Source organism: Rubritalea sp. (assembly GCF_051252225.1).
Taxonomy (GTDB): domain Bacteria; phylum Verrucomicrobiota; class Verrucomicrobiia; order Verrucomicrobiales; family Akkermansiaceae; genus Rubritalea.
In genome coordinates this window covers 12,569-36,228 of sequence record NZ_JBPOGE010000015.1, presented here as the reverse complement: position 1 = coordinate 36,228, position 23,660 = coordinate 12,569, and the positions used below count along the sequence as shown (strand labels likewise).

The following is a 23,660-nucleotide window of genomic DNA, read 5'->3' as shown; positions in this document are numbered from 1 at the left end:
CACCCTCAGTCAAGCGGCTAATCCATTGAATTCATTAACAATAAATTAGCGTCCAGCCTAGTTTCAACGCTCTAGATAGAGGATGAAAAAATAGCCTCTCCACGTGTTCAGCTATCGATCCGCGCCAAATCTAGAAAATTCTGAATTAGGCTCGCATAAATCTAAAGTAATCTGAGTATTTTACGCATCGCCATACTCTTCCATTCCTCTACAGGAACAGACGAGATTACGATCACCTATGACATTATCAACACGACCGACGTAAGGCCAAAATTTATGTTCCCGCAGGCTTGGTAATGGATACGCGGCTTTCTCACGAGAGTATGATCTATCCCACAAATCACTACTCACCACCTGCGCGGTGTGCGGAGCATTCTTAAGCACGTTATCCTCGCGATCCTCCGAGCCATTGATCACTTCTTGAATTTCTCCATGAATACTAATCAGCGCGTCACAAAAACGGTCGATCTCCTCTTTCGACTCAGACTCAGTCGGCTCGATCATCAGTGTCCCTGTTACTGGCCATGACATGGTAGGAGCGTGGAAACCGTAGTCCATGAGACGCTTCGCCACATCTTCCACCGTGATCCCGGACTCAGCCGAAAGCTGACGCAGGTCAATAATACATTCATGTGCTACTAGGCCTTTATTCCCTGTGTATAGGATTGGGTAAAATGGTTTAAGACGCGAAGCCACATAGTTCGCATTGAGAATGGCTACCTTCGTAGCTTCGGTAAGTCCCTCACTGCCCATCATCGCGATATACATCCACGAAATGACATAGATCGAGGCTGAGCCATGAGCCGCCGCACAGACCGCACCGTCCTTTTTTTCTTCACGGAAATGACCAGGAAGATAAGGAACGAGTTGCTCAGCCACTCCAATAGGGCCGACTCCGGGACCACCTCCACCGTGTGGAATACAGAATGTTTTATGTAGATTCAGGTGACAAACGTCAGCCCCAATCGCTCCCGGACTAGTGAGCCCAAGCTGCGCATTGAGATTCGCGCCATCCATGTACACTTGCCCACCAGCATCGTGAACCATTTCACATATTTCCTTGATTGTTGATTCGTAAACACCGTGCGTGGAGGGATACGTCACCATCAAGCAGCCAAGGTTTTCACCAGACTGCGCGACCTTCTCACTGAAGTCCGCTAGATCGATATTCCCTTCAGCATCACATTTTACAGGAACCACACTGAAACCAGCCATCACTGCGGATGCCGGATTCGTACCGTGTGCGGATGTAGGGATCAGACAGTCAGTACGACTCTCCCCTTCATTCGCTAAATGGTAAGCGCGAATAGCTAGCAAGCCAGCATACTCACCTTGGGAACCTGCATTTGGCTGAAGTGACACCGTATGAAACCCGGTGATTTCGGCGAGCCAATCAGACAGGCTATCGAGCATATCCAGATAACCATGCGTCTGTTCCTCAGGAGCAAAGGGATGTATATTCGCAACCGTCGGCCAGCTCAAGGGAGCCATCTCTGCCGTTGCATTCAGTTTCATCGTGCAGGAGCCTAGTGCTATCATCGACTCATTCAGTGCGAGATCACGCTTCTCGAGCCGAGATAAGTAGCGCAGCATCTCGGTTTCTGAATGGTAACTATGGAAGACTTCTGCAGTACAAAAGTCAGATTCCCTATCATTAAATGCGTCCCACGCGACTTCGTCTTCTTCAGGTAAAACTGGTTGCTCCACACCGAAGATGGCGAGGATTGTCATCACATCGTCATTGGTCGTCGTCTCATCAAAGGACATTCCAATATGATCAGCATCGATGTGACGGAAATTAAACCCTGCAGCAATGCCCTGCTCTAAAATATCCGCCGCCATGCCCGGGGCCTTAATCGTCAGAGTATCAAAAAAACTATCATTAAGAACCTCGAGACCGATCGGCTTAACTGAACATGCCACTACTTGAGCTAGATAGTGCACGTTGAATGCTATGTTTCGAAGCCCATCAGGACCATGATACACGGCATACATCGAAGCCATCACAGCGAGTAACACCTGCGCTGTGCATATGTTAGAAGTCGCCTTATCCCTGCGAATGTGTTGTTCGCGAGTCTGGAGCGCAAGGCGGTAAGCCTTGTTACCTTGGGCATCTACTGAAAGCCCAACGATCCGACCAGGAAGTTTGCGCTTCAGTTTATCAATGCACGCAATGTAGGCGGCATGTGGCCCACCAAAACCGAGCGGCACGCCGAATCTCTGACTACTTCCCACGGCAATATCAGCACCAAACTCTCCTGGAGGCGTGAGTACTGACAGAGCTAAAATATCCGCAGCCACAATAGTGGAGGCTTTCACAGCATGTGCCTTCTCGTGAAAATCGGAGTAATTGCTCACCGCTCCATCGGCATCTGGATACTGAACAATCGTTGCAAAGAGCCCGTCACATGCACTGGGTTCGAATGTTTTCCAGTCGCCTATTACGACATCAATTCCTAACGGCTCACAGCGATTTCTAACTACATCGACCGTCTGAGTAAACACCTTGTCTGAAATGAATACTGTATTCCCTTTCGGCATTGCCGAGCGAGCCAAAATCACAGCTTCCGCGGCAGCTGTGGCTTCATCAAGCAATGAGGCATTCGCTATGTCTAAGCCTGTGAGGTCGGTGATCAATGTCTGAAAGTTAAACAAGGCTTCGAGCCGGCCCTGCGCTATTTCAGACTGATAAGGAGTGTATGCTGTGTACCAACCTGGATTCTCTAACACATTGCGCTGAATCACAGCTGGCACCTTAGTTCCGTAATAGCCTTGCCCTATGAAAGGCTTTAGAACCTCGTTTTGGTCCATCAGCATTTTAAGCAGCTCCAAGGCATCACTTTCTGAGAGAGGTGCTGGAAGGTTCAGCTCCTTTTCCTCAAGAATCTCAGCTGGCACCGCGTCTGCAATAAGCTCAGAGACACGCTCATAGCCAAGTGAGCTGATCATTTCTTGGCGAGTTTCACCGTGTACTCCTACGTGACGGCTACAGAAATCTGCATAGATAGACATTATAGTATAAAAAAATGGGTATGGAATTTGATCTTGGCTTACTGAAAATAGGCGTATTGCTCGGCTGGTAAACTACAGGCCACAGAAATATGCAAAACTAACCGTTATAAAAATCTAGCAATTACTGAGTTGAATGGTCGGCCTAAGCCCGTAATCCTAGGCGCAAGTATGTGCAGCATACGCTCCGGCATCCATCAAGCTCTCCACTTGGGATGGATCACTTAGCTTAATTTTAAAAAGCCAGCCAGCTGCATGCGGATCTGTATTCACCAAGGATGGATCAGCATCGAGCGCTTCATTCGCCCCAACAACCTCACCAGAAACTGGAGCGTATATATCAGATGCGGCTTTCACCGACTCAACCACCGCAATCGCTTCTTCAGCCTCACATACGCGTCCCACTTCTGGCAGCTCGACAAAAACAATGTCAGTGAGCTCTAGTTGCGCGTGGTCTGTAATACCTACGGTGGCCACATCTCCTTCCACTAGAATCCATTCGTGATCTGCTGTGTATTTAAAATTGTTAGGGATGCTCATATTAAAATAGTTAGACTGATAGAAGAGGGTTTAGCCTTTCTTGTAAAAAGGTTTTTTCACAACTTTCGCCTCGAATCTACGCCCACGAACATCGATCTCAACCAGGGCTCCCACTGATGTGAAAATCTGTGGGAGATACGCCATCGCGATACCTTCTCGAAGGCTTGGTGAAAGAACTCCACTGCTCAATTCCCCAATCTGCTCACCAGTTTTAGCGAAGACTCCATAGTGTGCTCGTGGCGGCGCACCTTTACCCGTATATTTCAGAGCGACTAGCCGTTCAGCTAAGCCTTCTTCTTTTTGTTTTCGTAAAGCTTCAACGCCAATAAAATCGGTATCAAGCGCACAGAAAAAACCAAGACCTGCTTGCAGCGGGCTACGTTCCGGCGCGAGGTCTGAGCCGTTTAGCGGGTAACAAACTTCGAGACGAAGAGTATCGCGCGCGCCCAAACCACAAGGCTTAGCTCCAGCTTCAATAAATTTGCTAAACCATACCGACCCGACACTAGATTTACAGAAAAGTTCAAATCCATCTTCACCAGTATACCCTGTCCGGCAGACGAGGAAGCGCTGCTCCCCCTCTTCCCAGTCATCAACTCCATTACGCGGTGGAAGCTCTCGCCCAGGAAAAATCTTAGCGTAAATGGCTGCTGACTCAGGCCCCTGCACCGCCATACCAGCCCATGTCAGGCTCTCGTCTATAAGTGTGAGTCCCTCAGGTAAGTGCTTAGTAAGCCAGCTATAATCTTCGGCTATCATCGAGGCATTCACCACCATGAAGATCCGATCCTCAGCTAGTCGATAAATAATCAAGTCGTCTATAACTCCACCATTTTTATTGAGCATCAGTGTGTATTGCGCCTCACCGATTGCTAATTTTCTCACATCATTTGTAAGCATCGAGTTGAGCCACTCTTCAGCCCCCTCACCACTTAGAAAAAACTGACCCATGTGAGAAATGTCAAAAACTCCCACAGCTTCGCGCACCGCAGCGTGCTCGTTCATAATACTGCTGTACTGCACAGGCATGTTCCAGCCAGCAAATGGAATCATCTTTGCGCCCAGCTCATGGTGGAGCTCAGCTAACGGGGTTTGCTGAATCATTTCATCGCTCATTCTAACTGCACGCTGCGGCGAAATCACTAAACTGTCAATCTCTCAACTAACTCAGTATCAAACCACGGAGGACTGAATCCATACACATCTAGAGTTATCCCTTGCACCTTGGAATATATTGGAGACATTGACCCTTAGTTAAATCAACTAACACACCTTTTCTATGCTAAACCAACTTGAACGACAATTTGGGAGCTGGGCAATTCCTGGCCTCATTCGTTACCTCGCTCTCCTCTTCGTCGGCGTCTTTCTTCTCTCTGCTATCAACCCAGCATTCTCTGAGACCCTCGACTTCAATTGGACTAAAATTACTGACGGTGAGTGGTGGAGACTACTCAGCTTCATCTTCGCCCCTCAAATAGGTTCGCTCAATGCATTCGCTGTCATCTTTATGGTATTCGGAACCATGCTCATGTTTTCCTTTAGCGATGGACTCGAACAACAATGGGGAGTGTTTCGGGCGAATCTCTTTGTCTACTGGGGAATACTCAGCACTCTTCTCGCTAATATTCTCTTCGGAGCTGTCTGGGACACCCAGTTTAGTCTGTCTGGAATTTATCTAGGAGCCTCCATTCTCTTCGCCTTTGCCACCTACAATCCTAAATACTCACTCATGTTATTTATGGTGATCCCCTGCCCGATCTGGATCATTGCAGCACTTGCTGGCGTACCGATGCTATTAGACGCCATCTCGAGCCCTTTCCACGGACTCTTTGTCGCGATCTGCATTTCTAACTACCTTGTGATCGCTATCCCAATGCTCCTGAGAAACACCAAACAGCGTAGTTCGGTGAAAGCACATAGGAAAAAATTTAAAGCCTACCAGAAAGACGAAAACGAAGCGTTCAACACATGCCACACCTGTGGAGCCAATGACATCAGCAACCCTGATAAAACATTCCGGGTCGGAAAAGATGGCAAGGATTATTGCTTGGAACACCTTCCAGATTAAAGCCACACGCCCATGAAAAAAACCATACTCACAGTAGGCTTAAGCCTCTCGGTCCTATTGTCCAGTTTGGCCCTCTACCGTACTTTCAAGGAAGAGCCCATCACCCCAGAAAATGATTTCACTGAATCGGACTTTTTAGCGCCTGGAGACCTGGGAGTAGTAAAGAGAATACTTAGCGCTCATCCCAAAAGCGGTGAGCTCGCTGTTCTCAAACGTCAATTATTTCTAAACGGAGAGCTAGTTAGAGAACTCACAGAATACCAACGTGTCCGAGAGGACTCCGAGGTAGTGAAAACATTTTTACTGATCGATAAGGACCAATTCAAGATCCCCACTGAGCCAGACCGAAAGAAAAATCAGTTTGAACAGCGTGCCATTCCTCCACGTTCCTACACCATGCGCTGTGAGGGCGACCAATGGGAATTTGATTACCTCTATTTTGATAGCTCACATTTCAGAACTTCTCTGCAAGGCTCTCGTGGAGAAGTGTACTTCAAGGATACGTTCGGCAAGGCGACTGATCAGAATACGCTTAACTACACCTGTGAACTCACATGCATGCCCTACTTAGAAGCTAAGCGCTCGTTCTATGAAGACAGACCTAAGCAAGGGCACGACGGTGAGCCATCCTTCACTTTCCCCGAATACGGCCACAGCCAAGCTTGGCAGGCGCAAGATACTATCTATGGACCCGCCACGATTAAATATTCTAATCTAATGGATTCCTTGGAAGAAAAAGCCGAATCATACATCACTCATACGACCGAGTCTCCTAAATCTTAATTCCAAAGCAAGTATGTCCTCAGCCCTAAAAATCCTACCTCCCATCGAGCCTCTCGCGAACAAGCTTGCTAGCGCAGTGAAGCTACCTAAGCCGCTCGTCATTTCCTTTGTGCGCAAAGAAGTCACAAGCTGGCGCAAGCAATTATTAGCCGGTGTTGAGAGTTCACGTGACGCTATCGAGCTGGATATTGAACAAAACCTCCATGCTTTTGCAGTCTCAAGACTACAGCCTGTAATCAACGGTACAGGAGTGCTCATTCACACAAACCTTGGCCGCTCACCGCTGGGCAAGACAGCCGCGGCAGCTTTAGAAAAAATAGCCACTGGCTACTCCAATCTAGAATTTAATCTACCCGAAGGAACTCGCGGAAAGCGCGCGGGCTATCTCGAAACGGCACTCGCATGTCTGGTAAATGCTGAGGCGGCTACTGCCGTGAACAACTGCGCTGCTGCCCTCGTATTAATCCTACGTCACCTCTGTGAAGGTGAGAAAAATGAAGTGATCGTCTCACGCTCAGAACTGGTTGAGATCGGCGGAGGCTTTCGTATTCCAGAGATCCTAGAAACTTCTGGCGCGAAGCTGGTCGAAGTGGGAGCTACGAACAAAACCCACCTCGCGGATTACGCAAAAGCCGTCACTCCTAACACAGCGCTTATTCTCAAAGTCCATCGCTCGAATTTCTACATCGAAGGCTTCACCTCAGAGCCCGACATCTCAGAGCTTTCTACTCTCTGTAAGGAACACGACATCCCACTTGTCGAAGACATAGGTTCAGGAGCTGTCATGAATACTGACGAGCTCGCCCCCATCGACCACGAGCCAACTCCTCAAGAAGCTCTAACAAAAGGTGTCGACCTCATTTGTTTCTCTGGTGACAAGCTGCTAGGTGGCCCTCAATCAGGTATTATCGCTGGCCGCGCCGATCTCATCTCTGGAGTTAAAAAAGAACCCTTCTTCCGAGCCGTGCGCTGCGACAAACTTATTCTAGCAGTACTCCAAGAAAGTATCGACGAATACCTCCGCACCCAAGCCAATCCCACAGAGACTGATGTTCCCAACTTAAAAGCTCTAGCAATGAGTCCTGAGCTCTTAAAAGAGAGAGCCAAAGCTATCATCGAATCCGTGGGGAATCTTACTAAAGGCGAACTTAGTATCATCGAATCTATCGCCACAACTGGCGGAGGAACCATGCCACGATCTCAGATCCCTTCCATGGCGATCAAAATCACTCCCACGGGTATCAGCCTCAACAAGCTCGGAAAGTTATTGCGCATAGGGTCTCCCGCTATTGTCGGCTACACTCAGGAAAAGCATTTATTGCTAGACCTGCGTACAATATTCGATTGGCAAGACGCACTTGTGGCTCAAAGGCTGAAAGAAGTACTGGCCTAACAGACAGCACAAAAGCCATCTCGCACAACCCAGCTGTGCTCGAGATCTTTCATCAGTACCGCACTGTCGAACTGGCTACTGCCCTCGGGAAATAGATTTTTGTCATCGAAGTACGCGCTGTAACACGAAAGCACTTCTAGCGGTTCCATGTGCCATTGCTTAGTAACTAGCTCAATCGCATCATAAGATTGCCCCTCTTTATTCAGCGACCAACCAAGGTTCCCTTTTTTGAAAAATCTAGAGACTTCGTCCATCGACTTGAATACCGAGTCACCATCTAACAAGTCGGTTTGCTCTGCATCAATCGACATGAGTTGCGCTCCACCTAGCTGGTTAATCTCCACTTGGTAGCGACCATCAGCCGCTTGCACCTCAAAATCAGCCTTCCTGTATTCTCCGGGAAACATCTTTCCACCAGAATAGACATTGAGGCTCGAGTTCGTATCGCGGCGCAAGACCAAAACACCCTCGACTCCCTCGGAGCTATGAACTGCCACTCTGTGCGCTGCATTGTGACTTTGGCTGCCAAAAATTTTAGCCATTCCCTTGGCTCGCATTTGAGACAGGCTCACTTGGCAAATACCGCCGATCGCATATCCGTCTACCAGCATCGGTCGAAAACCATTGGGTAAATGTTTCTGCAATACGTCTGGCTCAATCCGGTAATTCAACAAAATCCGGTGGTCAATTCTTCCAATTACTTCTTTCACTTATTTAGGAGGTCAAAAACACACTATACCATGGTCTCGTAACCGTCAAAGCAGTGATTCGGAAGCACTACAATAGAAAAAAAATGCTCTACACCATCAGATGTAGAGCGTTAGAAAATGAATAGAGGATGATTTTAGCTCAGCTCAGCAACTGCAGCATCGAGAGATGCTACATCATCGATTGAGAGAACCGTCACTGACTTATCAATCCGTCCCATAAGACCAGCAAGCACCTTGCCTGGTCCTAGCTCGATGAAGGTTGTGTTACCTTCTGCGATCACAGCCTGCATGCTTTCAGTCCAGCGCACAGAGCCAGTGACTTGCTTCTCGAGCGTCTCACGAATCTCAGCAAGATCAGCTACTGCTGTCGCATTATAGTTAGAATACACAGGGACTGCTGGCATGGAGATTTCTGTCTCAGCAAGAACTGGAGCAAGCTGATCTTGAGCACTTTGCATCAAACGTGAATGGTATGCCCCAGCTACTTTCAGCTTCTTCGCCATACGAATGCCACGCTCTTTTGCCCCAGCCACAGCCTTATCAACTCCTTCGACAGAGCCTGAAACTACGATCTGACCAGGTGCATTGAAATTCGCCACATCCACATCGCTGTCAGCAGCGAGTGATTTTACAGCGTCTTCATCACCGCCGATCATTGCCGCCATGCCACCTTCAGTCGCATTGCACGCTTCTTCCATGAAAGCACCACGTTGCTCGACTACTTTGAGACCATCTTCAAAAGTGAAGGTCCCAGCAGCTGCGTGTGCAGTGAATTCGCCGAGCGAAAGACCAGCAGCAGTCACGATCTCTAGCTCTGGAAGCTTTTCCTTCAACACTTCGAGACACGCAAGGCCGTGAAGGTAAAGAGCTGGCTGACAATTTCCTGTGCGAGTGAGCTCCTCATCAGGACCCTCAAACATCACAGAGCTAAGAGAGCGCCCTAGCGCTGCATCCGCTTTATTAAAAAGCGCCTTTGCAGAAGGATACGCTTCTACCAAGTCTTTACCCATGCCCACTTTCTGAGCTCCCTGTCCTGAAAAAAGTACAACTACCTTATTAGCCATGAGTCGTGTCTAACTGCGTGATTCGTGGGAGGCAATCACAATTCCATCTTTCACCATTTCGCAGCTTCTTCTTTAGCCACATTTCTCAGAAGAACTGCCCCTTGTGCAATACATTGCTCCAAAGGTAAGCCAATATTCGCGAGAGCATAATGACGGTCAAACATCTTTTCGGCGCCGTCTTCGATACGCCCAGCCATAGCGACCACTGGTTTACCAGCTTCCTTTGCCATCCTAGCGATCCCCGCAGGTCCTTTCCCCTCGGCTGTCTGAGCATCTAGACTGCCCTCGCCAGTGATAATTAAATCAGCTTTAGCGATGCGCTCTTCCATATTTAATTCTTGGGCTAACCACTCAAAACCATTCACCAGCTCGGCTTCACAAAAGTGCATTAAACCAAAGCCCAAACCTCCCGCAGCTCCGGCACCTTCTCGCTCTGCCGTTGTCTCACCATCACACACGAGCATGATGTTTTTAAGTATAGATTCCATCGCTGAAAAATCCTCGACTCCTTTTTGAGGACCATAAATGGCGGTAGCGCCGCTACTTCCTAGAAGTGGATTACGTACATCTGAAGCAACCAGGATATCAGGCATCTTCATTATACCTGATCCATCAAACTTCACAGCACGAGCAAGCTCAGCAGGCACAGGCATCAACGGATTTCCTGCCGAATCATAAAATGTAGCCCCCAGCTCTACTGCCATTCCGGCTCCCGCATCATTCGTCGCGCTGCCACCAATACCCATTACAATACGCTTTACCGAATAGTTCTCCACCGCATGACGCATCATAATGCCCGTACCTGCGGTGTTCGAGCAAAACACATCACGCTGCTCCTTCTCAATCATTTCCAAGCCATTCGCCTCAGCCATCTCCATGACAGCCATATCACCTACGACTAAATAGCGGGATTCACATGGCCTCCCGATCGCATCCAGCGTGTTACAGGTAACCCATTCGCCACCAAGAACATCATGGACCGATTGAGTGAATCCCTCGCCGCCATCTGCAATAGGAGCCTGATCCACCTCTGTTCCAGGAGCCGCTTCCCACAGTCCATTTGCTATAGCCTCACAAGCTTCCGCCGCACTAAGCGACCCTTTAAATTTATCACACGCTACGAGTACTCTCATTGATAGATAGTTAGAGAGAAAATGAAAAAAAATACCACTGTTTACTTGCAAAATTTACAACATTACGCTTTCTTCCTCCCAGCAATCAAATGCACACGGAGGGGTGGCAGAGTGGTTTAATGCACCGGTCTTGAAAACCGACGTAGGGCAACCTACCGTGAGTTCGAATCTCACCCCCTCTGCCATTTGGCTACAAAAAAAGCGGACCAGATCGGTTCGCTTTTTTTGTGCCTTAGTCACAGCATGTTTACTAGACATAGAAGCTGTGTTAATTGCTGAGTAAAATTCTGATTACACCCGAATCGGCAATTCTTCTCGACCTCGCAACCACCCCGTTAGACTCAACCGTGTTCTCTTTGACGGTAGCACCTCATGCCAAAAGTCTGCACTTCTGAAAATGACCACGGTTCCAGCTTTTGGTAGGATGTCGATAAATGGACCATTCACACCTTTTTCCATGTCGGTATAGAGCCTTAGTGTTCCGCCATCAGATTCACTCCAGTCTTCATTAAGATAGGCTATGACGCTGACTTGCCGAGCAAGTGTTTGAGCATGCTGATCGAGATGAGCTTTATAAAACCCTTCGGCTGGGTACTGCGCTAAATGCCCTTCATAAGACCATAATGAAAGAAACAGATGGCGTCGGAAATACTCACAGAGACCATTCATACCCTCGATCCAAGCTTCAGCGACTGGAGCTTTATCATCCTCTTCTAACCAAAAAATAGAATCACTGCGAATTTCAGAGCGTATTTTCTTTTCACCCCCAGCACCCACGCCTGCGCGCACAAGTTGGTCAGCAGCTAACTTCTCTTTCATCAGCTCAATCAACCCCCGTTGAAATTCAGTAGTCAAAAGATCTGGAAACACGCCATAGCCAGGCTCTGCCAAGGCTGTCGAAAGAAGATCCATCGACGCAGAGTCGAAAGGAACCGATGGTTTACTTTGCATATATTATATTTGAGCGGTCAAAAAACTCATACGCTGCTCGTCTGAAGTTTGACGTGAGGTGTTTTCATCACTTTAGAAATGAAGGGAGAAGTCATAGCTCCTAGCAGGGCGCTGTAGTTCAGCTGAAATGGAATCTGTGTACCCAACTTCATCGCCCCAAGATAATCACTAGTATCGACAACGAGGTGGTCGCTACTCGCCGCTAGAATTTTAAGACTAGCCGGTGGCTTTAGACCGTCTGGATCTGTATCTTGTCTACCAATTGCTAAAATCGCCTGAGTGATGCTTCCCCTGTCAGAGCAAGCTGTCACTTCACCAAAAGCAGTCTGACCAATCTCACCCCATGGCTTAGTAGGTTTAGTTTTTAACTCTATCACCTCTGCCATCAAGGTGAAGGCATCCGTATGCAGCCCTTTGATAGGTTGCCGGTGTAATGGCTCACAACCCAAAAGCATGGACTCACCCAAGCGCAGATTATTAATACGTCCTGTATTCCCTCCACTGAGCGCCCATCCAAGATTGGCAGAATTACCACCAGAAACTGTATTCACAATTGGCCCAAAGGTGGCATCAATAGAATCTGCAAGATCTGAGAGTTCCCCCATGTTTCGACGATCCGGCGAGGTACCACTGCGACAGGCTAGGTTAGTCCCTATGCCCATAAAGGTAATGTGGGAACATCTTAGTGTGGCTCGAATCGTCTTTTCTAGTAGTGCAGGCATAATGCCTTCCCTAAGATCCCCGAGCTCCACCATAAGCACCACCCCATGAATACGGTTGATTCGCTTTGCGGCCTCAGAAAGCTGGCGAATCACATCGATTTCAGTATTAAAACTCACATCTGTGAGAGCCACTACTTGATCGACTTGGCTCAACATCGGTGTGCGAATCAGAGTCATTGGTGCAGAAATCTGAGCTCCACGCATGGTTCTCATATTTTCCACACGTGAATCCCCTAGTCCACTGACACCAGCTCGCAACCAAGCATTCGCAATTTCAGCAGATCCTAGAGTGGCTTTAGTCACCCCAGTAACAGAAATCCCCTTTTCACGAAGACGATTCACCATGGCCGACGCATTGTGAAAGATCTTAGCGAGATCTATCTCCAAACGCGGCGCGGGCTGAGATGCCAGGTTTATTGTTTCTCTCCGATCTGGGGAAAGGCTGATAGAATCATTTCAACAAGGCGTTCAGGAGACCTCGTAAGCACATCTGTGCAAGGGATTCCAAATTTCTCCTCGTAGTTTGTGATAGTGTCGAAAACTTCATCATCTGTCATGTTTTCATGATTGATGGTAATTCCTATGACCTTGGTTTCGGCAAAGGTCTCAATAAGTTTAATTTCTGAGTCTGGCGTAGGCATTGGCATATTCTCAAAGTCACATCGATGCTGACGTTCCGGTGCATGCTGAAGTATGACTCCTTGAGGGCAACTCCCTCGCAGAATGAAGCTCGAAGAGGAATACGCCGGATGGCTCAAAGAGCCCTGGCCTTCGATAAAAATGACATCTGGATTTTCATTTTCAAAAGCTTCAACGATGGTGGCTTCTAATTCGCCTGCACAGAACTGGGAAGGGACTGCATCAAGAGCCAAGCCGTAGCGAGCCCCTTGGATCAAGCCTGTCTGGCCAGTGCCTATCATTACCGCATTGATCCCACGTTTCTTGAGGGTTTCGACTAGGATAGTCGAAGTCGTACGCTTACCGATGGCGCAGTCCGTGCCTAGCACCGCAATACGTGGACAGTTCACTTCAGCGATTCGTCCACTAAAAACTCGTAAATCTTTCTTATCTCGAGGTCTCCTCACATCACGAATCACGACTCCACATTTAGCACTCGCGTCGATGAACTCTTGGTCGTCATTCAAGAACTCGTGAAGACCGTTTACGATACTCATCCCACGTTGCATGGCATTGAGCAACAATTGCCTTTCCTCTGGAGAAAGCATTCCACTCGCTGGAGCGATTCCAAAAATAAGATGGTCTGGAGTGCTTACAGCTTGCTCCAATGCCTCTTCAAGATCTCGGCAGATCAAAATACCATTGGGTGTGCCATCGAGAACCTCACCAGCGTCTAAACCTACTTTCGTACTATCGATGATCGTAAGGATCTCGTACTTTTCTGAATGGCGAGCGAGCCCATTGGCTGTTTTCCCATCAATTTCACCAAAATTCCCTTCACAGTAAATGATTGCAGTTTCGGCAATCGATTGAGTAATTGGAAACGTTGTGGAGCAATCAGACGAAGCAGAAGATTGACAATTTTTAAGCATAATTTTAAGAATTTCTCCAGTTAAACCCTTAGACGATGAACCACAACGAATTACGCGTAAGTAATTCATTGTAAACGAATTTCACGCCAAAAAATAATATGAAGAGAGCCTTTTAACACAGAAATCAAACAAAGATATAATTATCTTTTTTGTTCAGAGAGCCACAATAAAACATATCGTCTGGCGCAGTTATTAAACTGGAGGCTTGAAGGCAGACACTACACGTATCAAACTGACTATTCATTTATAAAAACTACATTAGGTCTCTCTCATTTTTGGATTGTATTTACTCCCCCCTCACCTAACTAATGCCGAAACGACTTATGTCCCCCACCATCTCCGCTCTTTACGAAATTCATCGTCATCAAATTCTCCTCGACGCCTCACGCCGTGAAGACGATCAGATCTTTCCAGCCGCATACATATACGCTCTGGATCACAGACTTTCACCCATTTTACATTCAGAATGGATTGATCGAGATGATCCTTTCGAAGCAGCATACCGGCCAAATACAACCTTGGTGAATTACATCCACAAACACTTAAAAGATGTGTATTCTCTCAAAGCTGGTAACTTCCGAAGCTTCAATCAACTCGAGAAAAGTCTAGGAGGTCTCAAGTACCGCTATTCTTTACGAGTCGCACTTCGTTATTGTTTTCAATCTGGAGAATTCGACCAAGAGTTTTACAACGCAGTACTTAAAGAAGGAGACCACCCTGAAGAAGCTCTTTCTATCACTCGTCCTTTCTCGGTAAAAGACATCCAGCTTGTCTAAAAGCTTCTCATCTAGGATTGTATTTCTAAACTCCTAGCCGTGACTAGACTCAATATCATCGGATGCGGCAAGCTCGGTCAGTCTCTTGCTAGACTCTGGAATGAAGCTCAAGTATTCGAAATTGGCTCCATCCTAAACCTGAGCTTAGAGAGCTCAGCACACGCCATTGAACATATCGGCGCAGGAACAGCGTGCGCAACTCTGGAGCAATCCAGCGCAGCATCAGTCTGGCTCATCGCGACCAATGACCAATCAATCTCACCCACCGCCGAAGCTCTCTCTAAAAGCCGTCTACTACGCCAAGGCGATTGTATTTTTCACTGCAGTGGCGCATTCTCCTCAGAGCTTCTTACAAGCTGTCGAGATCTAGGAGCTACAGTTGCTAGCGTTCATCCAGTAATGACCTTTGCCGCCGCACTGGAGTCACGTGTACATTTCGAAGGTGTCCATTGTGGCTGTGAAGGTGATGCGCAAGCTATCGCAATCTTAGAAGAAAAATTTCACGCCATTGGTGGCAATTGTTTCCAAATCGAGTCGGAAAATAAAACCCTCTACCACGCAGCTACTGTGATGTGCTGTAATTACCTCACATCACTCACTGAAGCCAGTGCCAGTCTATTCGAGCACGCTGGGATAGAGCGCGAACAATCACTCAAGCTGATGCAACCAATTATGGAAGCTACGCTAGCTAACATTTTCAGCCAAGGCACTACCCACGCGCTGACTGGACCAATCTCGCGAGGAGATGCTGAGACGGTACAAAACCACCTCAACGCTCTTAGCAATGACAACAGCCTAGAAATGTATAGAGCTCTCGGAGCTGCTACGATTGAGCTCGCAAGAGCACAAGGAAATGCGAGTGATGCTCAACTCACAGAGATAAAAAATATTATCTCAGGATAGATCCAGATTAACGCTTTGCTTTGCCCTCAGCAGCTTTGGCTTTCTGGAATTCCACATAGGTGATACCCGTCTGCTTATTCGATGCTGGATCCACCGAGGAGACGCGCATAGTGCGTAATGTATACTCTTTGCCAATACGCATCAGGTCGGTTACTAGAAATTGCTTGAGCGGCTTTCCTTGCGCATCATAGCCTACCATTTTCATCATAGCTCCGTACTTCTTGTGTACCCATACGTAAACAATACGATACTCACCTTCAGTCTTAGACGGGTTCTCTAGACGAACCACATCGCAGAGCTGACCGTTCACTTTCTGCTCACCAGTCACTTTAGCATTTTCCCAGTAGAGAAAGCGCATGGAAATATCTTCGTAGGTGACATCAGTTTCGTTGATACTCTCTGAAAGCTTGGCGTCATTAAATTGCTTAGTGTTTCCATCAACAATTTCAAAAAGATCATAATGATCCTTCTCCAAGCGCATGTGAAAGCGTTTTTCTTCCTTACCTACTTTATAAAAAAACTGAATATCCTCTTTCCTCAAGAATAGGCTCAGTGGAGTCTTCTTGCCATTTTTAGACATGTACCCGTGAAGATCTTGCTGGGTCTGCAATGTCACGGAATAACGTGTATTAGCGAGAATTCGCTCGGCAGCTTCATCAGCAATCGCTGGTAAACTACAAACGAGCATAAGACAAAGTGTGACAAAAAGTGGTGCTTTCATGCTTCGGTTAGAACAATCCATATTACTTATGACAGCAAGACCAATCGCTTTATTCAAATAATTTATCAGTAGATTGTTAGCACGCACCCTACTTTTTAAAAAGTTACACACTCTAGGCTTGAAAATTTTACATTTCCCACTGCATCTTTCGCTAACGGAATTGCCCGAACCCACCATCTATGAGCCTGCGTAATCAACTAAATCAAGTCCTACCTGATATCCTCCCAGCCAACCCGAAAGAGGCAATCAAAGGAACGGAGTTAATTAGGCTAGTTCGTATGCGTCTCGATGGAAACTACTCAGACGCTTCCTTACGCTACCACTTTTCTATCATGTCCTGCGATCCCGGATCATCCATAGCAAAGGTGGAAAAAGGACAAGGCTACTATCGCCGTACAGCTGCGGTTCCCGCGCTCGCTGGCGCACAGGAACTACTCTCAATGACTCAAGGGCGGCTGGACGATTTCGGCTCTAATCAAGACGCCGTCGACCTAGCTCTACTTCGCGTAAAGAAGTTCCGCGCTATCGTGAACCGCTGGTGCGAAATCAACGGTCGCTACCCATTCATTTTCCGCGATCCATTTCAAGCTACCTCACCGATGGGCAATCTCTGGAAATTTCCGGAATTGATGTTAGTCGACTGGGAAGGTGCAGGAGAAGAAGGAAACGGTGTGCTTAAACTCAAGCAAACGCTCAACCTCCCACCATTCCGCCTCTACGCTGCACGTCTGCGTATCTACCCTAATATTCACACATTTCGAGAAGACTTTTTCCAAGCTCTCAGCTCATCTGTATGGGCAAATGGTGGAGAACTTTTCTACGCATGCGCGATAGAAGATGAAGCTCTCACTGAAGCATTTAGAAAACTCAACGAGACATTTGGTATCGGAGTCACTTCCTTTGGTTTGTCTCTTGAGCAGTTAGACGACTTACCGCGCCCGGCTCACATCCTCAATGCACACCCACGCGAAACTGAAGCCTTGATGGAGCGTCTCGATATAAATCGTGTGGCAGCTGCACACACACGTCCACACCTCGACTGGGCTGCTCTTGATGCTATTCGCAACGATACAGAAGAAATCAACAAGCTCTTTGACTGGCTCAACCTCTCACTAGAGCAAGGGCAACCTAGCCCGCATTACGAAGATCAATAAAAACGAGACCTATTGGCTAGTCACGACTGGTGATTAGCCTAAGTCTAAAGCTTCTCTAAAGGTAGCTAACAAAGCATCTGAGTCTTCGGTCCCTACTGAGATGCGAATAAGGCTCTTTGGCACTCCGCAGCCCGCAGCCCACTCAAGCTCATCATAATGCGCTAGCAATGTGTAGGGACAAACTAGGCTGAACTCAGTTCCTAGACTAGGTCCCTTGGAAACTTTTAAAGAATCATAGACCTTTGGAGCCTTTTTCTCATTCTTCAAAGTAAAGGAAATCAAGCCTCCATACCCACCGATCTCACGCTTAATATCATCGTAGTTCTCAGTAGCGCAAAGTGATGGATACCAAATCTTGTCCACCGCGGGATGGTCTTCTAACAAAGATACTAGAGCTAATCCGTTAGCATTGACTGGGCTCATACGCTCTAAGAAGCCCATGGAGTTTTCATCAAGCACAGCGGCATCTGCCGCATAAAGACGGCTACCCTCCACACTGTCGTCATCGAAAAACCCACGAAAATCATTATAAAATGGTGAACTCTCTACCAGCTGCACACAGCCAGCTAGTACATCACCTTTACCAGATACCCATTTTGACAAAGAACTAGTGACCACATCTGCATACTTCGCCACATTCACATTATAGACGGACGCTACAGTATCATCCACGACTAAAGGAACTCCACCTTCGCGACATGCGTGATGTACTTTTTCCAGATCTAACGTGCGTAAAAGCGGATTACTAGGTACTTCGCAGAACACCGCAGCAAACTCTCCCTGACGGATGCGTTTCAGAGCCTCGTCAAGAGACTCACCAAAACTATCGTTGAGCATCACAGCACCTGATCCAAAATGGTTTTGAATCTTGAGTGCATCAACATACGGGAAATCAATTTGCAGTGTCTTCTTACCAGAAAACATACCAGTTACAGCTCGGTGAACTGCATAGATTCCAGACATTCCGCTTTCATAAAGAAAAACGTCTTCCACTTGGTAATTACCAAACCCAGCAATGCGCTCACGCAAAGCACTCACATCAAATTTCCAAAGTCCATCGCCATCTAGCACATCGTATGCTTGGCGGCTGGAGACTATTTCACCAGTGTAGCGCCAGTACTCCATAGCTACAACAAACACAGCCTCAGGTACGATCAATGCCTGCAACCCATCATAGCTCACAATTCGCGCTGCCGCTCCTGTGCGTTTCTCTACAAAACGTAATGCGCGCTGAGCAGCCTCACGATGAGGAAATACCACGACCCTTTCAGATTCGACAGCGAGCTGTTTTGAAGCCTCATTAAATAATCGCTCTACCAGTGGATGCTTGAAGAACCGAGGGTAACCACAGCGCATACGGCGCACTACCTTATCTCTGCCCTCCTCGTATCCGATCACTGAGTCCCACGTAGGTAAGCACACGGAAATAGCATGCCGTGTGTCAGGAAGTGGAGCTCCGAGATCTTCGTCAGTCCACGCTGGGTGTGTAATGAGGTTTCTCAACGCGGACGATGTCTACTGAACTACGCAAGATTTGCAAGCTAGTTATCACCCCGAGAAGAAATGCTTTTTTCTTGGGATCCCATCTATTCAGCCCCATAGTCAGCCCGCCATGATAAAGCCCTTAGTTCCCATCGCTTTCATTCTAGTCATTAGCTCCGCTGCATTTGCAAAGCCGACCCAAGCAAGCTCACAAGAGGCTCAAGAAGCACACCAGCTCGCTCTTTTTGCTAAATTTGATAAGAACCAGAATGGTCACCTCACTCAGGAAGAATTTGTGCACTCCATTGCTTCCAATCTTTTTGAGAAATTTGACCAAAATAAAGACGGCAGAGTCAGCGAACAGGAATACCACCTACATGCTGTGGACAAAGATCGCGCAAAACAAGAATACCCTAAAATTGACGTCACGAAAAAAGGGTACATTAAGTTCACTGATGTCATGAAATACGCTCCATTCATCGAAGAACTTCAAACTGCTTTCAGTAAAATTGATACGAATAATAAGGGCTACATCACCCTCCAAGACCTTCCTGACCTCACACCTAACAACTAATTACCTGTGACAACTAATCGTTTTTTTATCTGTAGCATTGCTCTTGGGATCTGCTCAAGTTCTTGCTCAACTCCAGAACAAACTAATCGCGCCGTAACTGGCGGTCTAGTCGGAGCCGGAGTTGGCGGACTCATGGGCGGATGGTCTGGAGCAGCTACCGGCGCAGCCGTTACAGGCCTACTCGGAGCAGCCACAGCTACTGGAGACCCTCGTTACGGCTCCTACGGCAGCTACACCCCAACCAGAGCGACTAGTGGTAACACTAACTCGCGCTCCACTGGCTCCATGGGTTACTATTATTAGTTAAGCCTCCCTTATGAGACTTGATCGATTCCTTTCCCACCAAACGCGGTTGGGAAAAAAAACCGTGCGTCAAAAAATCGATGCAGGCCACGCCAAAGTCAATGGTGCGGTAGAAACCTTTCATCGCACGGAAGTGGATCAATTCACTACAGTTGAGTTCGATGGAAAAACTCTGCAAGAACGCGAAGCCATCTATCTCATGCTGTACAAACCAGCGGGCTATCTCAGCGCCACTACTGACCCTGAACATCCAACGGTGATCGAACTGATCGACGAACCCTATGCTGCAGATTTACACATCGTTGGCCGTCTTGACCGCGCCTCCACTGGGCTTCTCTTACTAACTAACGATGGCCGATGGTCACGTGCACTCACTGAGCCAGACAAAAAAGTACCCAAAGTCTATGAAGTCACTCTGCGCGACCCAATCCCCGAAAACGCTACCGACATTTTCGATGAAGGGATTTATTTTGCTTTCGAAGACCTCACAACCTCCCCAGTAGAATTAGAGATCCTAGAAGAGAAATTAGCTAAAATAACTCTCTATGAAGGACGCTACCACCAGATAAAGCGCATGTTCCACGCCATTGGAAACAAAGTAACCAGTTTACACCGTGAGAGTATTGGTGAACTAAACTTGGGGCACCTGAAAGAAGGACAGTATCTTCGCATTAGCAAAGACTTTACAATCTTACGCTAAACTTTGCGCTGCATGCGTAATCCAACAAAGTCTGTGTCAGGCAGAATAAACTTCTCAACCTCTAACTGCACTTCAGATATTTGAAATTCCGATAGGATCATCGAGCAAATTTCATCGCCTAATGTCTCGATAAGTTTCCTCGGTCGCTCTGCAGCCAATTGTTTCACCCGCTGGGAAACATCGTAGTAATTGACCGTTTTCTCGATCGCATCATCGAGCCCTGAAAAATCATTGTGAGGCACAAACTCAAGATGCAGCTTAAGTATTTGAGGATTCTCTCTCTCCTCGTCCGGCACGCCAATATACACGGGCACTTCTAAGCCCTTGATAATAATTCGATCCTTCATTTCGACACTCCTATCACATCATGCCAATCCTCAGACTCGGAAAGCATTTCTTTGAACTCCGCTAAGTCCTCTAGTAAGATTGTCGGCTTCACCGACTCTAACACCTCGCGGTGGTTGTACCCGGTCAAAACGCCTGCTGAATAAATGCCACCATGGTGCGCAGTTTCTACATCATGTGTCATGTCACCGACAAAGATTGTTCTCTTTGGATCTAAACCATTGCTGGAAATGATCTCGCCGATCACCTCCCGTTTATCCAAAACTCCAGCATAGGTTTTTTCGAAATACTGATTCAGCTTGAGCTCACACTCCTGTTCAGCGAAAGCCTGAGCGCACATGCTAGTGAGCACAAACATCCGACTCTTCTGAGCGTGTAAGAAATGGAGGAACTCTTCAGCATGAGGAAGCACTGGAACCTTTTCCTCTGAAATAGCAAATCCATGGCGGAAATGCTCTTCGAGCTCGTCCAACTCGACATTAGGAAGATGCTCCTTATAGAACTCTACATAGGGCAACTGAAAACTTCGGCGAAAACTCTCTCGTTCCCATTCCGGTCTATCGTAAATACGCATGACGTGATTCGTCGCGCAAATCACCAGAGCCATATCGTCCACTAAAGTGCCTGACCAATCAAAGATCCAATTCCACTTCTCTCCACTCATAGTATTGTTCTTCATTTAAAAATGATCGCTTCCAATTGAGTCTTTTATCCAACTTTGAAGCGCACTTGCTTCACCACTCCTTCGCCCAGTTCATCCCGTAAATTCTTAAGCAACTTACCCTTCATTTGTTCCAAATGAAAACGCATAGACGGCTGGACTACTACCAGAACGAGCACACCTTTTTTTAAAGATTCTGGCTCGGCATGCTTAGCGACAAAGTCACCTGCTACTTTCACCCAGGCTTTACGCAGCCTTTCTTCATCCATCCCACCTTGGATGCCTAACTCCTTGAGTAAGCCTTCGAGATGCTCAGAAGCATCATGGACATTGCGATTGGGGTCCTTAACAGGCTCCCCGTGACGCCATTGGCGCAAAGTCAGCTCCCGCATCCACTTCATCGTGTGCGGCAGCTGCTTTTTAGATTGGTTATTTTGCGCCATCTTCACCGATCGCCTCTACTGGGCAACCTTCCATAGCTTCCACACACTGCTCACGCTCATCGTCGTTCTCAGGCTGCTTGTATACATAGGAATATCCTTCATCGTCTTCACGTGTGAAGTTGTTTGGTGCAGTCTCACGACAAAGGTCACAATCGATACATTGGCTATCGACATAAAATTCACCGCCTACGTTTTCTTCATTCTTATCTTCCTTGTCTGCCATAATAAAAGTTTCTGTGTTGACCCACTGCTAATTGCCATAGCGCTAATAGGCAACTATTTTTGCTAAGTTTCGGAAATGCATCGTTCAGAAATTTGCTTATAATTGTAAACTCGCCAGCCCCTGCTCCACTTTTCCCACATCCAATAGTGTTATTGCGGCATACTCCGAATTCACAGAAATCGGCCTAGTTTCATCCTGGACCACCAAGACAACAAGTGAGATCCCGTATGTGCTAAGACTCTGTACAAAACTTGCGCGACCTTCATCCCAGTCTCCCAACACAAGAAAACATGTCGTTAAGTCATCTGCATGTTTTAGCACAGCATTCCTCAATGCCTGCCAATCGGGAATCGGATCAATTTCTACACTGGCAAGAAGTTCGAGCATGGCTTCTACCCTCTCCACATTTTTACCCACAGTTTGCACCTTTGCTCCCTGCTGAATAAACATCACATCAATCAGGCTCTGCTCCGTATCCACTTCGCTCGCTAAAGTCGCAGCTATAGAAACGACTTCTTCAAACACTTCCTCGCACTCAGCTCTAACTGCGGTATCCAAAACCATCCCATAACGAGGAAAAAAGACCTCCTCGTACTCCTTCAAGATTGGCTTCCCGGTCCTCCCCCAGCTAGGCCAATGAATATGCTTTGGTGGGTCACCTGGTCGATATTCACGTAGTGACACAAACTCGCCACTCTGCCCCTGAACCGAGGTGCTACTCTCCCCGCCAACTTGGCTGCGAGCCTGACCAACAAAATCAAACCCATCCATCCGGTAGCGCTTAGGCAATACTATCAGAACATCCTCCTCTTGCTGAACCGCGCTCACTCGCTGAAATAAACCGAGCGCGTCAGGTAGAATCACACGCATCTCTTTCAAATGAATGACACCACGACGTAACGGCAATAGCTCCATTCGTAGCTTGCCGCATTCACCAGTTGCCACCGGACTTGCCAGAAACGGTTTCGACTTCATCAACAAAAAGCGAGAACGTAGCCAGTTCCACCTATACGCTAGAAAGAGTCGATCAAATGCATTGCGCTTTTCCTCCCCTGGCTCAGTAGCATTCAGGAAGACATCCCGCGTTGGCGTAGGGTCTGGAGCGAGATCGATTAAATAAAAATTATTCAATCTACGCTTAGCTAGATTTGTATAACTAACCGTATACTCAAGAGGAAACCCGACAGTGGCATGTCTAGGAAGTTGCCGATGTACAAGTAACTGTGACTTGCGAAACAGAACAGCAACAAATGCGGTCATACTCACGGCTATAACCACACCTAATAGCTGGAAAAATGTATCTCTCGGATACATCGAAGCCATGAAGCCACACATCGGCAATCCACAAATGACGATCCAGCCAAGCGTGGAAATATAGTTCCGAAGGCGAAAGCTTGATCGTGATCCTGAACTATACAGCTTATAGAGTCTTTGATGGAAGCGTTGACTCAT

The 23,660-nt window shown here is 47.4% G+C and carries 25 protein-coding genes and 1 tRNA gene; 10 read left to right on the top strand and 16 right to left on the bottom strand.

The annotated features are described in order from the left end of the window. Window positions 1-180 precede the first annotated feature (180 nt). The 3 genes from gcvP to gcvT form a co-directional block, all read right to left on the bottom strand. A complete protein-coding gene (gcvP, locus tag ACSHX2_RS12275) occupies window positions 181-3,012 on the bottom strand; it encodes an aminomethyl-transferring glycine dehydrogenase (RefSeq protein WP_435693245.1) in 2,832 nt (943 codons plus the stop codon). Window positions 3,013-3,168: 156 nt separating this feature from the next. Beyond that, on the bottom strand, window positions 3,169-3,549 hold the full coding sequence (gene gcvH / locus ACSHX2_RS12270; RefSeq protein WP_435693244.1) for a glycine cleavage system protein GcvH: 381 nt from the start codon (window positions 3,547-3,549) through the stop codon (window positions 3,169-3,171). 30 nt (window positions 3,550-3,579) lie between these two features. Further along, entirely contained in the window at window positions 3,580-4,653 is a 1,074-nt protein-coding gene (gene gcvT, locus ACSHX2_RS12265; protein WP_435693243.1) for a glycine cleavage system aminomethyltransferase GcvT, read from the bottom strand. Between the two features lie 175 nt (window positions 4,654-4,828). On the opposite strand from gcvT, the gene ACSHX2_RS12260 reads away from it, so the two are divergent. The 3 genes from ACSHX2_RS12260 to selA are packed head-to-tail and all read left to right on the top strand — an operon-like array spanning window position 4,829 to window position 7,793. After that, window positions 4,829-5,617, top strand: coding sequence for a hypothetical protein (locus ACSHX2_RS12260; protein ID WP_435693242.1), 789 nt, complete (start codon window positions 4,829-4,831; stop codon window positions 5,615-5,617). Between the two features lie 12 nt (window positions 5,618-5,629). Continuing rightward, on the top strand, window positions 5,630-6,400 hold the full coding sequence (locus ACSHX2_RS12255; RefSeq protein WP_435693241.1) for a hypothetical protein: 771 nt from the start codon (window positions 5,630-5,632) through the stop codon (window positions 6,398-6,400). A 13-nt stretch (window positions 6,401-6,413) separates the two neighbouring features. After that, entirely contained in the window at window positions 6,414-7,793 is a 1,380-nt protein-coding gene (gene selA, locus ACSHX2_RS12250; protein ID WP_435693240.1) for an L-seryl-tRNA(Sec) selenium transferase, read from the top strand. Here selA and ACSHX2_RS12245 read toward each other — a convergent pair. The 3 genes from ACSHX2_RS12245 to ACSHX2_RS12235 all read right to left on the bottom strand — a co-directional run bounded on the left by ACSHX2_RS12245 (window position 7,790) and on the right by ACSHX2_RS12235 (window position 10,700). Then, window positions 7,790-8,503 carry a DUF2071 domain-containing protein gene (locus ACSHX2_RS12245; protein ID WP_435693239.1) on the bottom strand — a complete coding sequence of 238 codons (714 nt, stop codon included), beginning with the start codon at window positions 8,501-8,503 and terminating at the stop codon, window positions 7,790-7,792. The genes selA and ACSHX2_RS12245 overlap by 4 nt on opposite strands. A 134-nt stretch (window positions 8,504-8,637) precedes the next feature. Next, a complete protein-coding gene (gene fabD, locus ACSHX2_RS12240) occupies window positions 8,638-9,567 on the bottom strand; it encodes an ACP S-malonyltransferase (protein WP_435693238.1) in 930 nt (309 codons plus the stop codon). A gap of 50 nt (window positions 9,568-9,617) precedes the next feature. Next, the gene (locus ACSHX2_RS12235; RefSeq protein ID WP_435693237.1) at window positions 9,618-10,700 is read right to left on the bottom strand and encodes a glycerate kinase; all 1,083 of its coding nucleotides are present in this window, start codon (window positions 10,698-10,700) and stop codon (window positions 9,618-9,620) included. Between the two features lie 97 nt (window positions 10,701-10,797). On the opposite strand from ACSHX2_RS12235, the gene ACSHX2_RS12230 reads away from it, so the two are divergent. Next, a tRNA-Ser gene (locus tag ACSHX2_RS12230) sits at window positions 10,798-10,885 on the top strand. A gap of 106 nt (window positions 10,886-10,991) precedes the next feature. Here the strand turns inward: ACSHX2_RS12230 and ACSHX2_RS12225 are convergent. From ACSHX2_RS12225 to ACSHX2_RS12215, 3 genes are read right to left on the bottom strand one after another with little or no spacing between them, the layout of a single operon-like run. Then, window positions 10,992-11,651, bottom strand: coding sequence for a 2OG-Fe(II) oxygenase (locus ACSHX2_RS12225; protein ID WP_435693236.1), 660 nt, complete (start codon window positions 11,649-11,651; stop codon window positions 10,992-10,994). Between the two features lie 26 nt (window positions 11,652-11,677). After that, entirely contained in the window at window positions 11,678-12,760 is a 1,083-nt protein-coding gene (locus tag ACSHX2_RS12220) for an alanine/ornithine racemase family PLP-dependent enzyme (RefSeq protein ID WP_435693235.1), read from the bottom strand. A gap of 26 nt (window positions 12,761-12,786) precedes the next feature. Further along, complete coding sequence (locus tag ACSHX2_RS12215; protein WP_435693234.1) at window positions 12,787-13,923, bottom strand: DUF1611 domain-containing protein; 1,137 nt, start codon at window positions 13,921-13,923, stop codon at window positions 12,787-12,789. 308 nt (window positions 13,924-14,231) lie between these two features. On the opposite strand from ACSHX2_RS12215, the gene ACSHX2_RS12210 reads away from it, so the two are divergent. Together ACSHX2_RS12210 and ACSHX2_RS12205 are read left to right on the top strand one after the other, a co-directional pair. Next, window positions 14,232-14,699 carry a hypothetical protein gene (locus ACSHX2_RS12210; RefSeq protein WP_435693233.1) on the top strand — a complete coding sequence of 156 codons (468 nt, stop codon included), beginning with the start codon at window positions 14,232-14,234 and terminating at the stop codon, window positions 14,697-14,699. A gap of 39 nt (window positions 14,700-14,738) precedes the next feature. After that, window positions 14,739-15,602 (top strand): Rossmann-like and DUF2520 domain-containing protein, encoded by an 864-nt coding sequence (locus tag ACSHX2_RS12205; RefSeq protein ID WP_435693232.1) that lies wholly within the window; start codon window positions 14,739-14,741, stop codon window positions 15,600-15,602. Window positions 15,603-15,609: 7 nt separating this feature from the next. On the opposite strand, the gene ACSHX2_RS12200 is transcribed toward ACSHX2_RS12205, so the two are convergent. After that, window positions 15,610-16,323: an outer membrane lipoprotein-sorting protein gene (locus ACSHX2_RS12200; protein ID WP_435693231.1), complete on the bottom strand. Its 714-nt coding sequence runs from the start codon at window positions 16,321-16,323 to the stop codon at window positions 15,610-15,612. A 179-nt stretch (window positions 16,324-16,502) separates the two neighbouring features. Here ACSHX2_RS12200 and ACSHX2_RS12195 point away from each other — a divergent pair, with 179 nt between their 5' ends. Further along, the gene (locus tag ACSHX2_RS12195; protein WP_435693230.1) at window positions 16,503-17,477 is read left to right on the top strand and encodes a hypothetical protein; all 975 of its coding nucleotides are present in this window, start codon (window positions 16,503-16,505) and stop codon (window positions 17,475-17,477) included. Between the two features lie 33 nt (window positions 17,478-17,510). On the opposite strand, the gene ACSHX2_RS12190 is transcribed toward ACSHX2_RS12195, so the two are convergent. After that, window positions 17,511-18,980 (bottom strand): PLP-dependent transferase, encoded by a 1,470-nt coding sequence (locus ACSHX2_RS12190; protein WP_435693229.1) that lies wholly within the window; start codon window positions 18,978-18,980, stop codon window positions 17,511-17,513. Between the two features lie 109 nt (window positions 18,981-19,089). Here ACSHX2_RS12190 and ACSHX2_RS12185 point away from each other — a divergent pair, with 109 nt between their 5' ends. The 3 genes from ACSHX2_RS12185 to ACSHX2_RS12175 all read left to right on the top strand — a co-directional run bounded on the left by ACSHX2_RS12185 (window position 19,090) and on the right by ACSHX2_RS12175 (window position 20,536). After that, window positions 19,090-19,533: an EF-hand domain-containing protein gene (locus ACSHX2_RS12185; protein WP_435693228.1), complete on the top strand. Its 444-nt coding sequence runs from the start codon at window positions 19,090-19,092 to the stop codon at window positions 19,531-19,533. A gap of 6 nt (window positions 19,534-19,539) precedes the next feature. Next, window positions 19,540-19,836, top strand: a complete 297-nt coding sequence (locus tag ACSHX2_RS12180) for a hypothetical protein (protein WP_435693227.1) — start codon at window positions 19,540-19,542, stop codon at window positions 19,834-19,836. A 64-nt stretch (window positions 19,837-19,900) separates the two neighbouring features. Then, the gene (locus ACSHX2_RS12175; RefSeq protein WP_435693226.1) at window positions 19,901-20,536 is read left to right on the top strand and encodes a pseudouridine synthase; all 636 of its coding nucleotides are present in this window, start codon (window positions 19,901-19,903) and stop codon (window positions 20,534-20,536) included. Here the strand turns inward: ACSHX2_RS12175 and ACSHX2_RS12170 are convergent. The 5 genes from ACSHX2_RS12170 to ACSHX2_RS12150 form a co-directional block, all read right to left on the bottom strand. Beyond that, window positions 20,533-20,883 carry a dihydroneopterin aldolase gene (locus ACSHX2_RS12170; protein ID WP_435693225.1) on the bottom strand — a complete coding sequence of 117 codons (351 nt, stop codon included), beginning with the start codon at window positions 20,881-20,883 and terminating at the stop codon, window positions 20,533-20,535. The two genes, ACSHX2_RS12175 and ACSHX2_RS12170, sit on opposite strands and share 4 nt — an antisense overlap. Continuing rightward, window positions 20,880-21,560: an HAD family hydrolase gene (locus tag ACSHX2_RS12165; protein WP_435693224.1), complete on the bottom strand. Its 681-nt coding sequence runs from the start codon at window positions 21,558-21,560 to the stop codon at window positions 20,880-20,882. Before ACSHX2_RS12165 ends, ACSHX2_RS12170 begins: the two co-directional genes overlap by 4 nt. 29 nt (window positions 21,561-21,589) lie before the next feature. Beyond that, window positions 21,590-21,985, bottom strand: coding sequence for a DUF721 domain-containing protein (locus tag ACSHX2_RS12160; RefSeq protein ID WP_435693223.1), 396 nt, complete (start codon window positions 21,983-21,985; stop codon window positions 21,590-21,592). After that, window positions 21,972-22,208 carry a ferredoxin gene (locus ACSHX2_RS12155; RefSeq protein ID WP_435693222.1) on the bottom strand — a complete coding sequence of 79 codons (237 nt, stop codon included), beginning with the start codon at window positions 22,206-22,208 and terminating at the stop codon, window positions 21,972-21,974. Before ACSHX2_RS12155 ends, ACSHX2_RS12160 begins: the two co-directional genes overlap by 14 nt. 96 nt (window positions 22,209-22,304) lie before the next feature. Next, entirely contained in the window at window positions 22,305-23,660 is a 1,356-nt protein-coding gene (locus ACSHX2_RS12150; RefSeq protein WP_435693221.1) for a DUF58 domain-containing protein, read from the bottom strand.

What these genes read in the sequence shown, in the direction of transcription:
- gcvP (WP_435693245.1), bottom strand. Translation starts at nt 3,012, where the DNA reads ATGTCTATCTATGCAGATTTCTGTAGCCGTCACGTAGGAGTACACGGT.
- gcvH (WP_435693244.1), bottom strand. Translation starts at nt 3,549, where the DNA reads ATGAGCATCCCTAACAATTTTAAATACACAGCAGATCACGAATGGATT.
- gcvT (WP_435693243.1), bottom strand. Translation starts at nt 4,653, where the DNA reads ATGATTCAGCAAACCCCGTTAGCTGAGCTCCACCATGAGCTGGGCGCA.
- ACSHX2_RS12260 (WP_435693242.1), top strand. Translation starts at nt 4,829, where the DNA reads ATGCTAAACCAACTTGAACGACAATTTGGGAGCTGGGCAATTCCTGGC.
- ACSHX2_RS12255 (WP_435693241.1), top strand. Translation starts at nt 5,630, where the DNA reads ATGAAAAAAACCATACTCACAGTAGGCTTAAGCCTCTCGGTCCTATTG.
- selA (WP_435693240.1), top strand. Translation starts at nt 6,414, where the DNA reads ATGTCCTCAGCCCTAAAAATCCTACCTCCCATCGAGCCTCTCGCGAAC.
- fabD (WP_435693238.1), bottom strand. Translation starts at nt 9,567, where the DNA reads ATGGCTAATAAGGTAGTTGTACTTTTTTCAGGACAGGGAGCTCAGAAA.
- ACSHX2_RS12235 (WP_435693237.1), bottom strand. Translation starts at nt 10,700, where the DNA reads ATGAGAGTACTCGTAGCGTGTGATAAATTTAAAGGGTCGCTTAGTGCG.
- ACSHX2_RS12225 (WP_435693236.1), bottom strand. Translation starts at nt 11,651, where the DNA reads ATGCAAAGTAAACCATCGGTTCCTTTCGACTCTGCGTCGATGGATCTT.
- ACSHX2_RS12215 (WP_435693234.1), bottom strand. Translation starts at nt 13,923, where the DNA reads ATGCTTAAAAATTGTCAATCTTCTGCTTCGTCTGATTGCTCCACAACG.
- ACSHX2_RS12210 (WP_435693233.1), top strand. Translation starts at nt 14,232, where the DNA reads ATGCCGAAACGACTTATGTCCCCCACCATCTCCGCTCTTTACGAAATT.
- ACSHX2_RS12200 (WP_435693231.1), bottom strand. Translation starts at nt 16,323, where the DNA reads ATGAAAGCACCACTTTTTGTCACACTTTGTCTTATGCTCGTTTGTAGT.
- ACSHX2_RS12195 (WP_435693230.1), top strand. Translation starts at nt 16,503, where the DNA reads ATGAGCCTGCGTAATCAACTAAATCAAGTCCTACCTGATATCCTCCCA.
- ACSHX2_RS12185 (WP_435693228.1), top strand. Translation starts at nt 19,090, where the DNA reads ATGATAAAGCCCTTAGTTCCCATCGCTTTCATTCTAGTCATTAGCTCC.
- ACSHX2_RS12170 (WP_435693225.1), bottom strand. Translation starts at nt 20,883, where the DNA reads ATGAAGGATCGAATTATTATCAAGGGCTTAGAAGTGCCCGTGTATATT.
- ACSHX2_RS12165 (WP_435693224.1), bottom strand. Translation starts at nt 21,560, where the DNA reads ATGAAGAACAATACTATGAGTGGAGAGAAGTGGAATTGGATCTTTGAT.
- ACSHX2_RS12160 (WP_435693223.1), bottom strand. Translation starts at nt 21,985, where the DNA reads ATGGCGCAAAATAACCAATCTAAAAAGCAGCTGCCGCACACGATGAAG.
- ACSHX2_RS12155 (WP_435693222.1), bottom strand. Translation starts at nt 22,208, where the DNA reads ATGGCAGACAAGGAAGATAAGAATGAAGAAAACGTAGGCGGTGAATTT.
- ACSHX2_RS12150 (WP_435693221.1), bottom strand. Translation starts at nt 23,660, where the DNA reads ATGAGTCAACGCTTCCATCAAAGACTCTATAAGCTGTATAGTTCAGGA.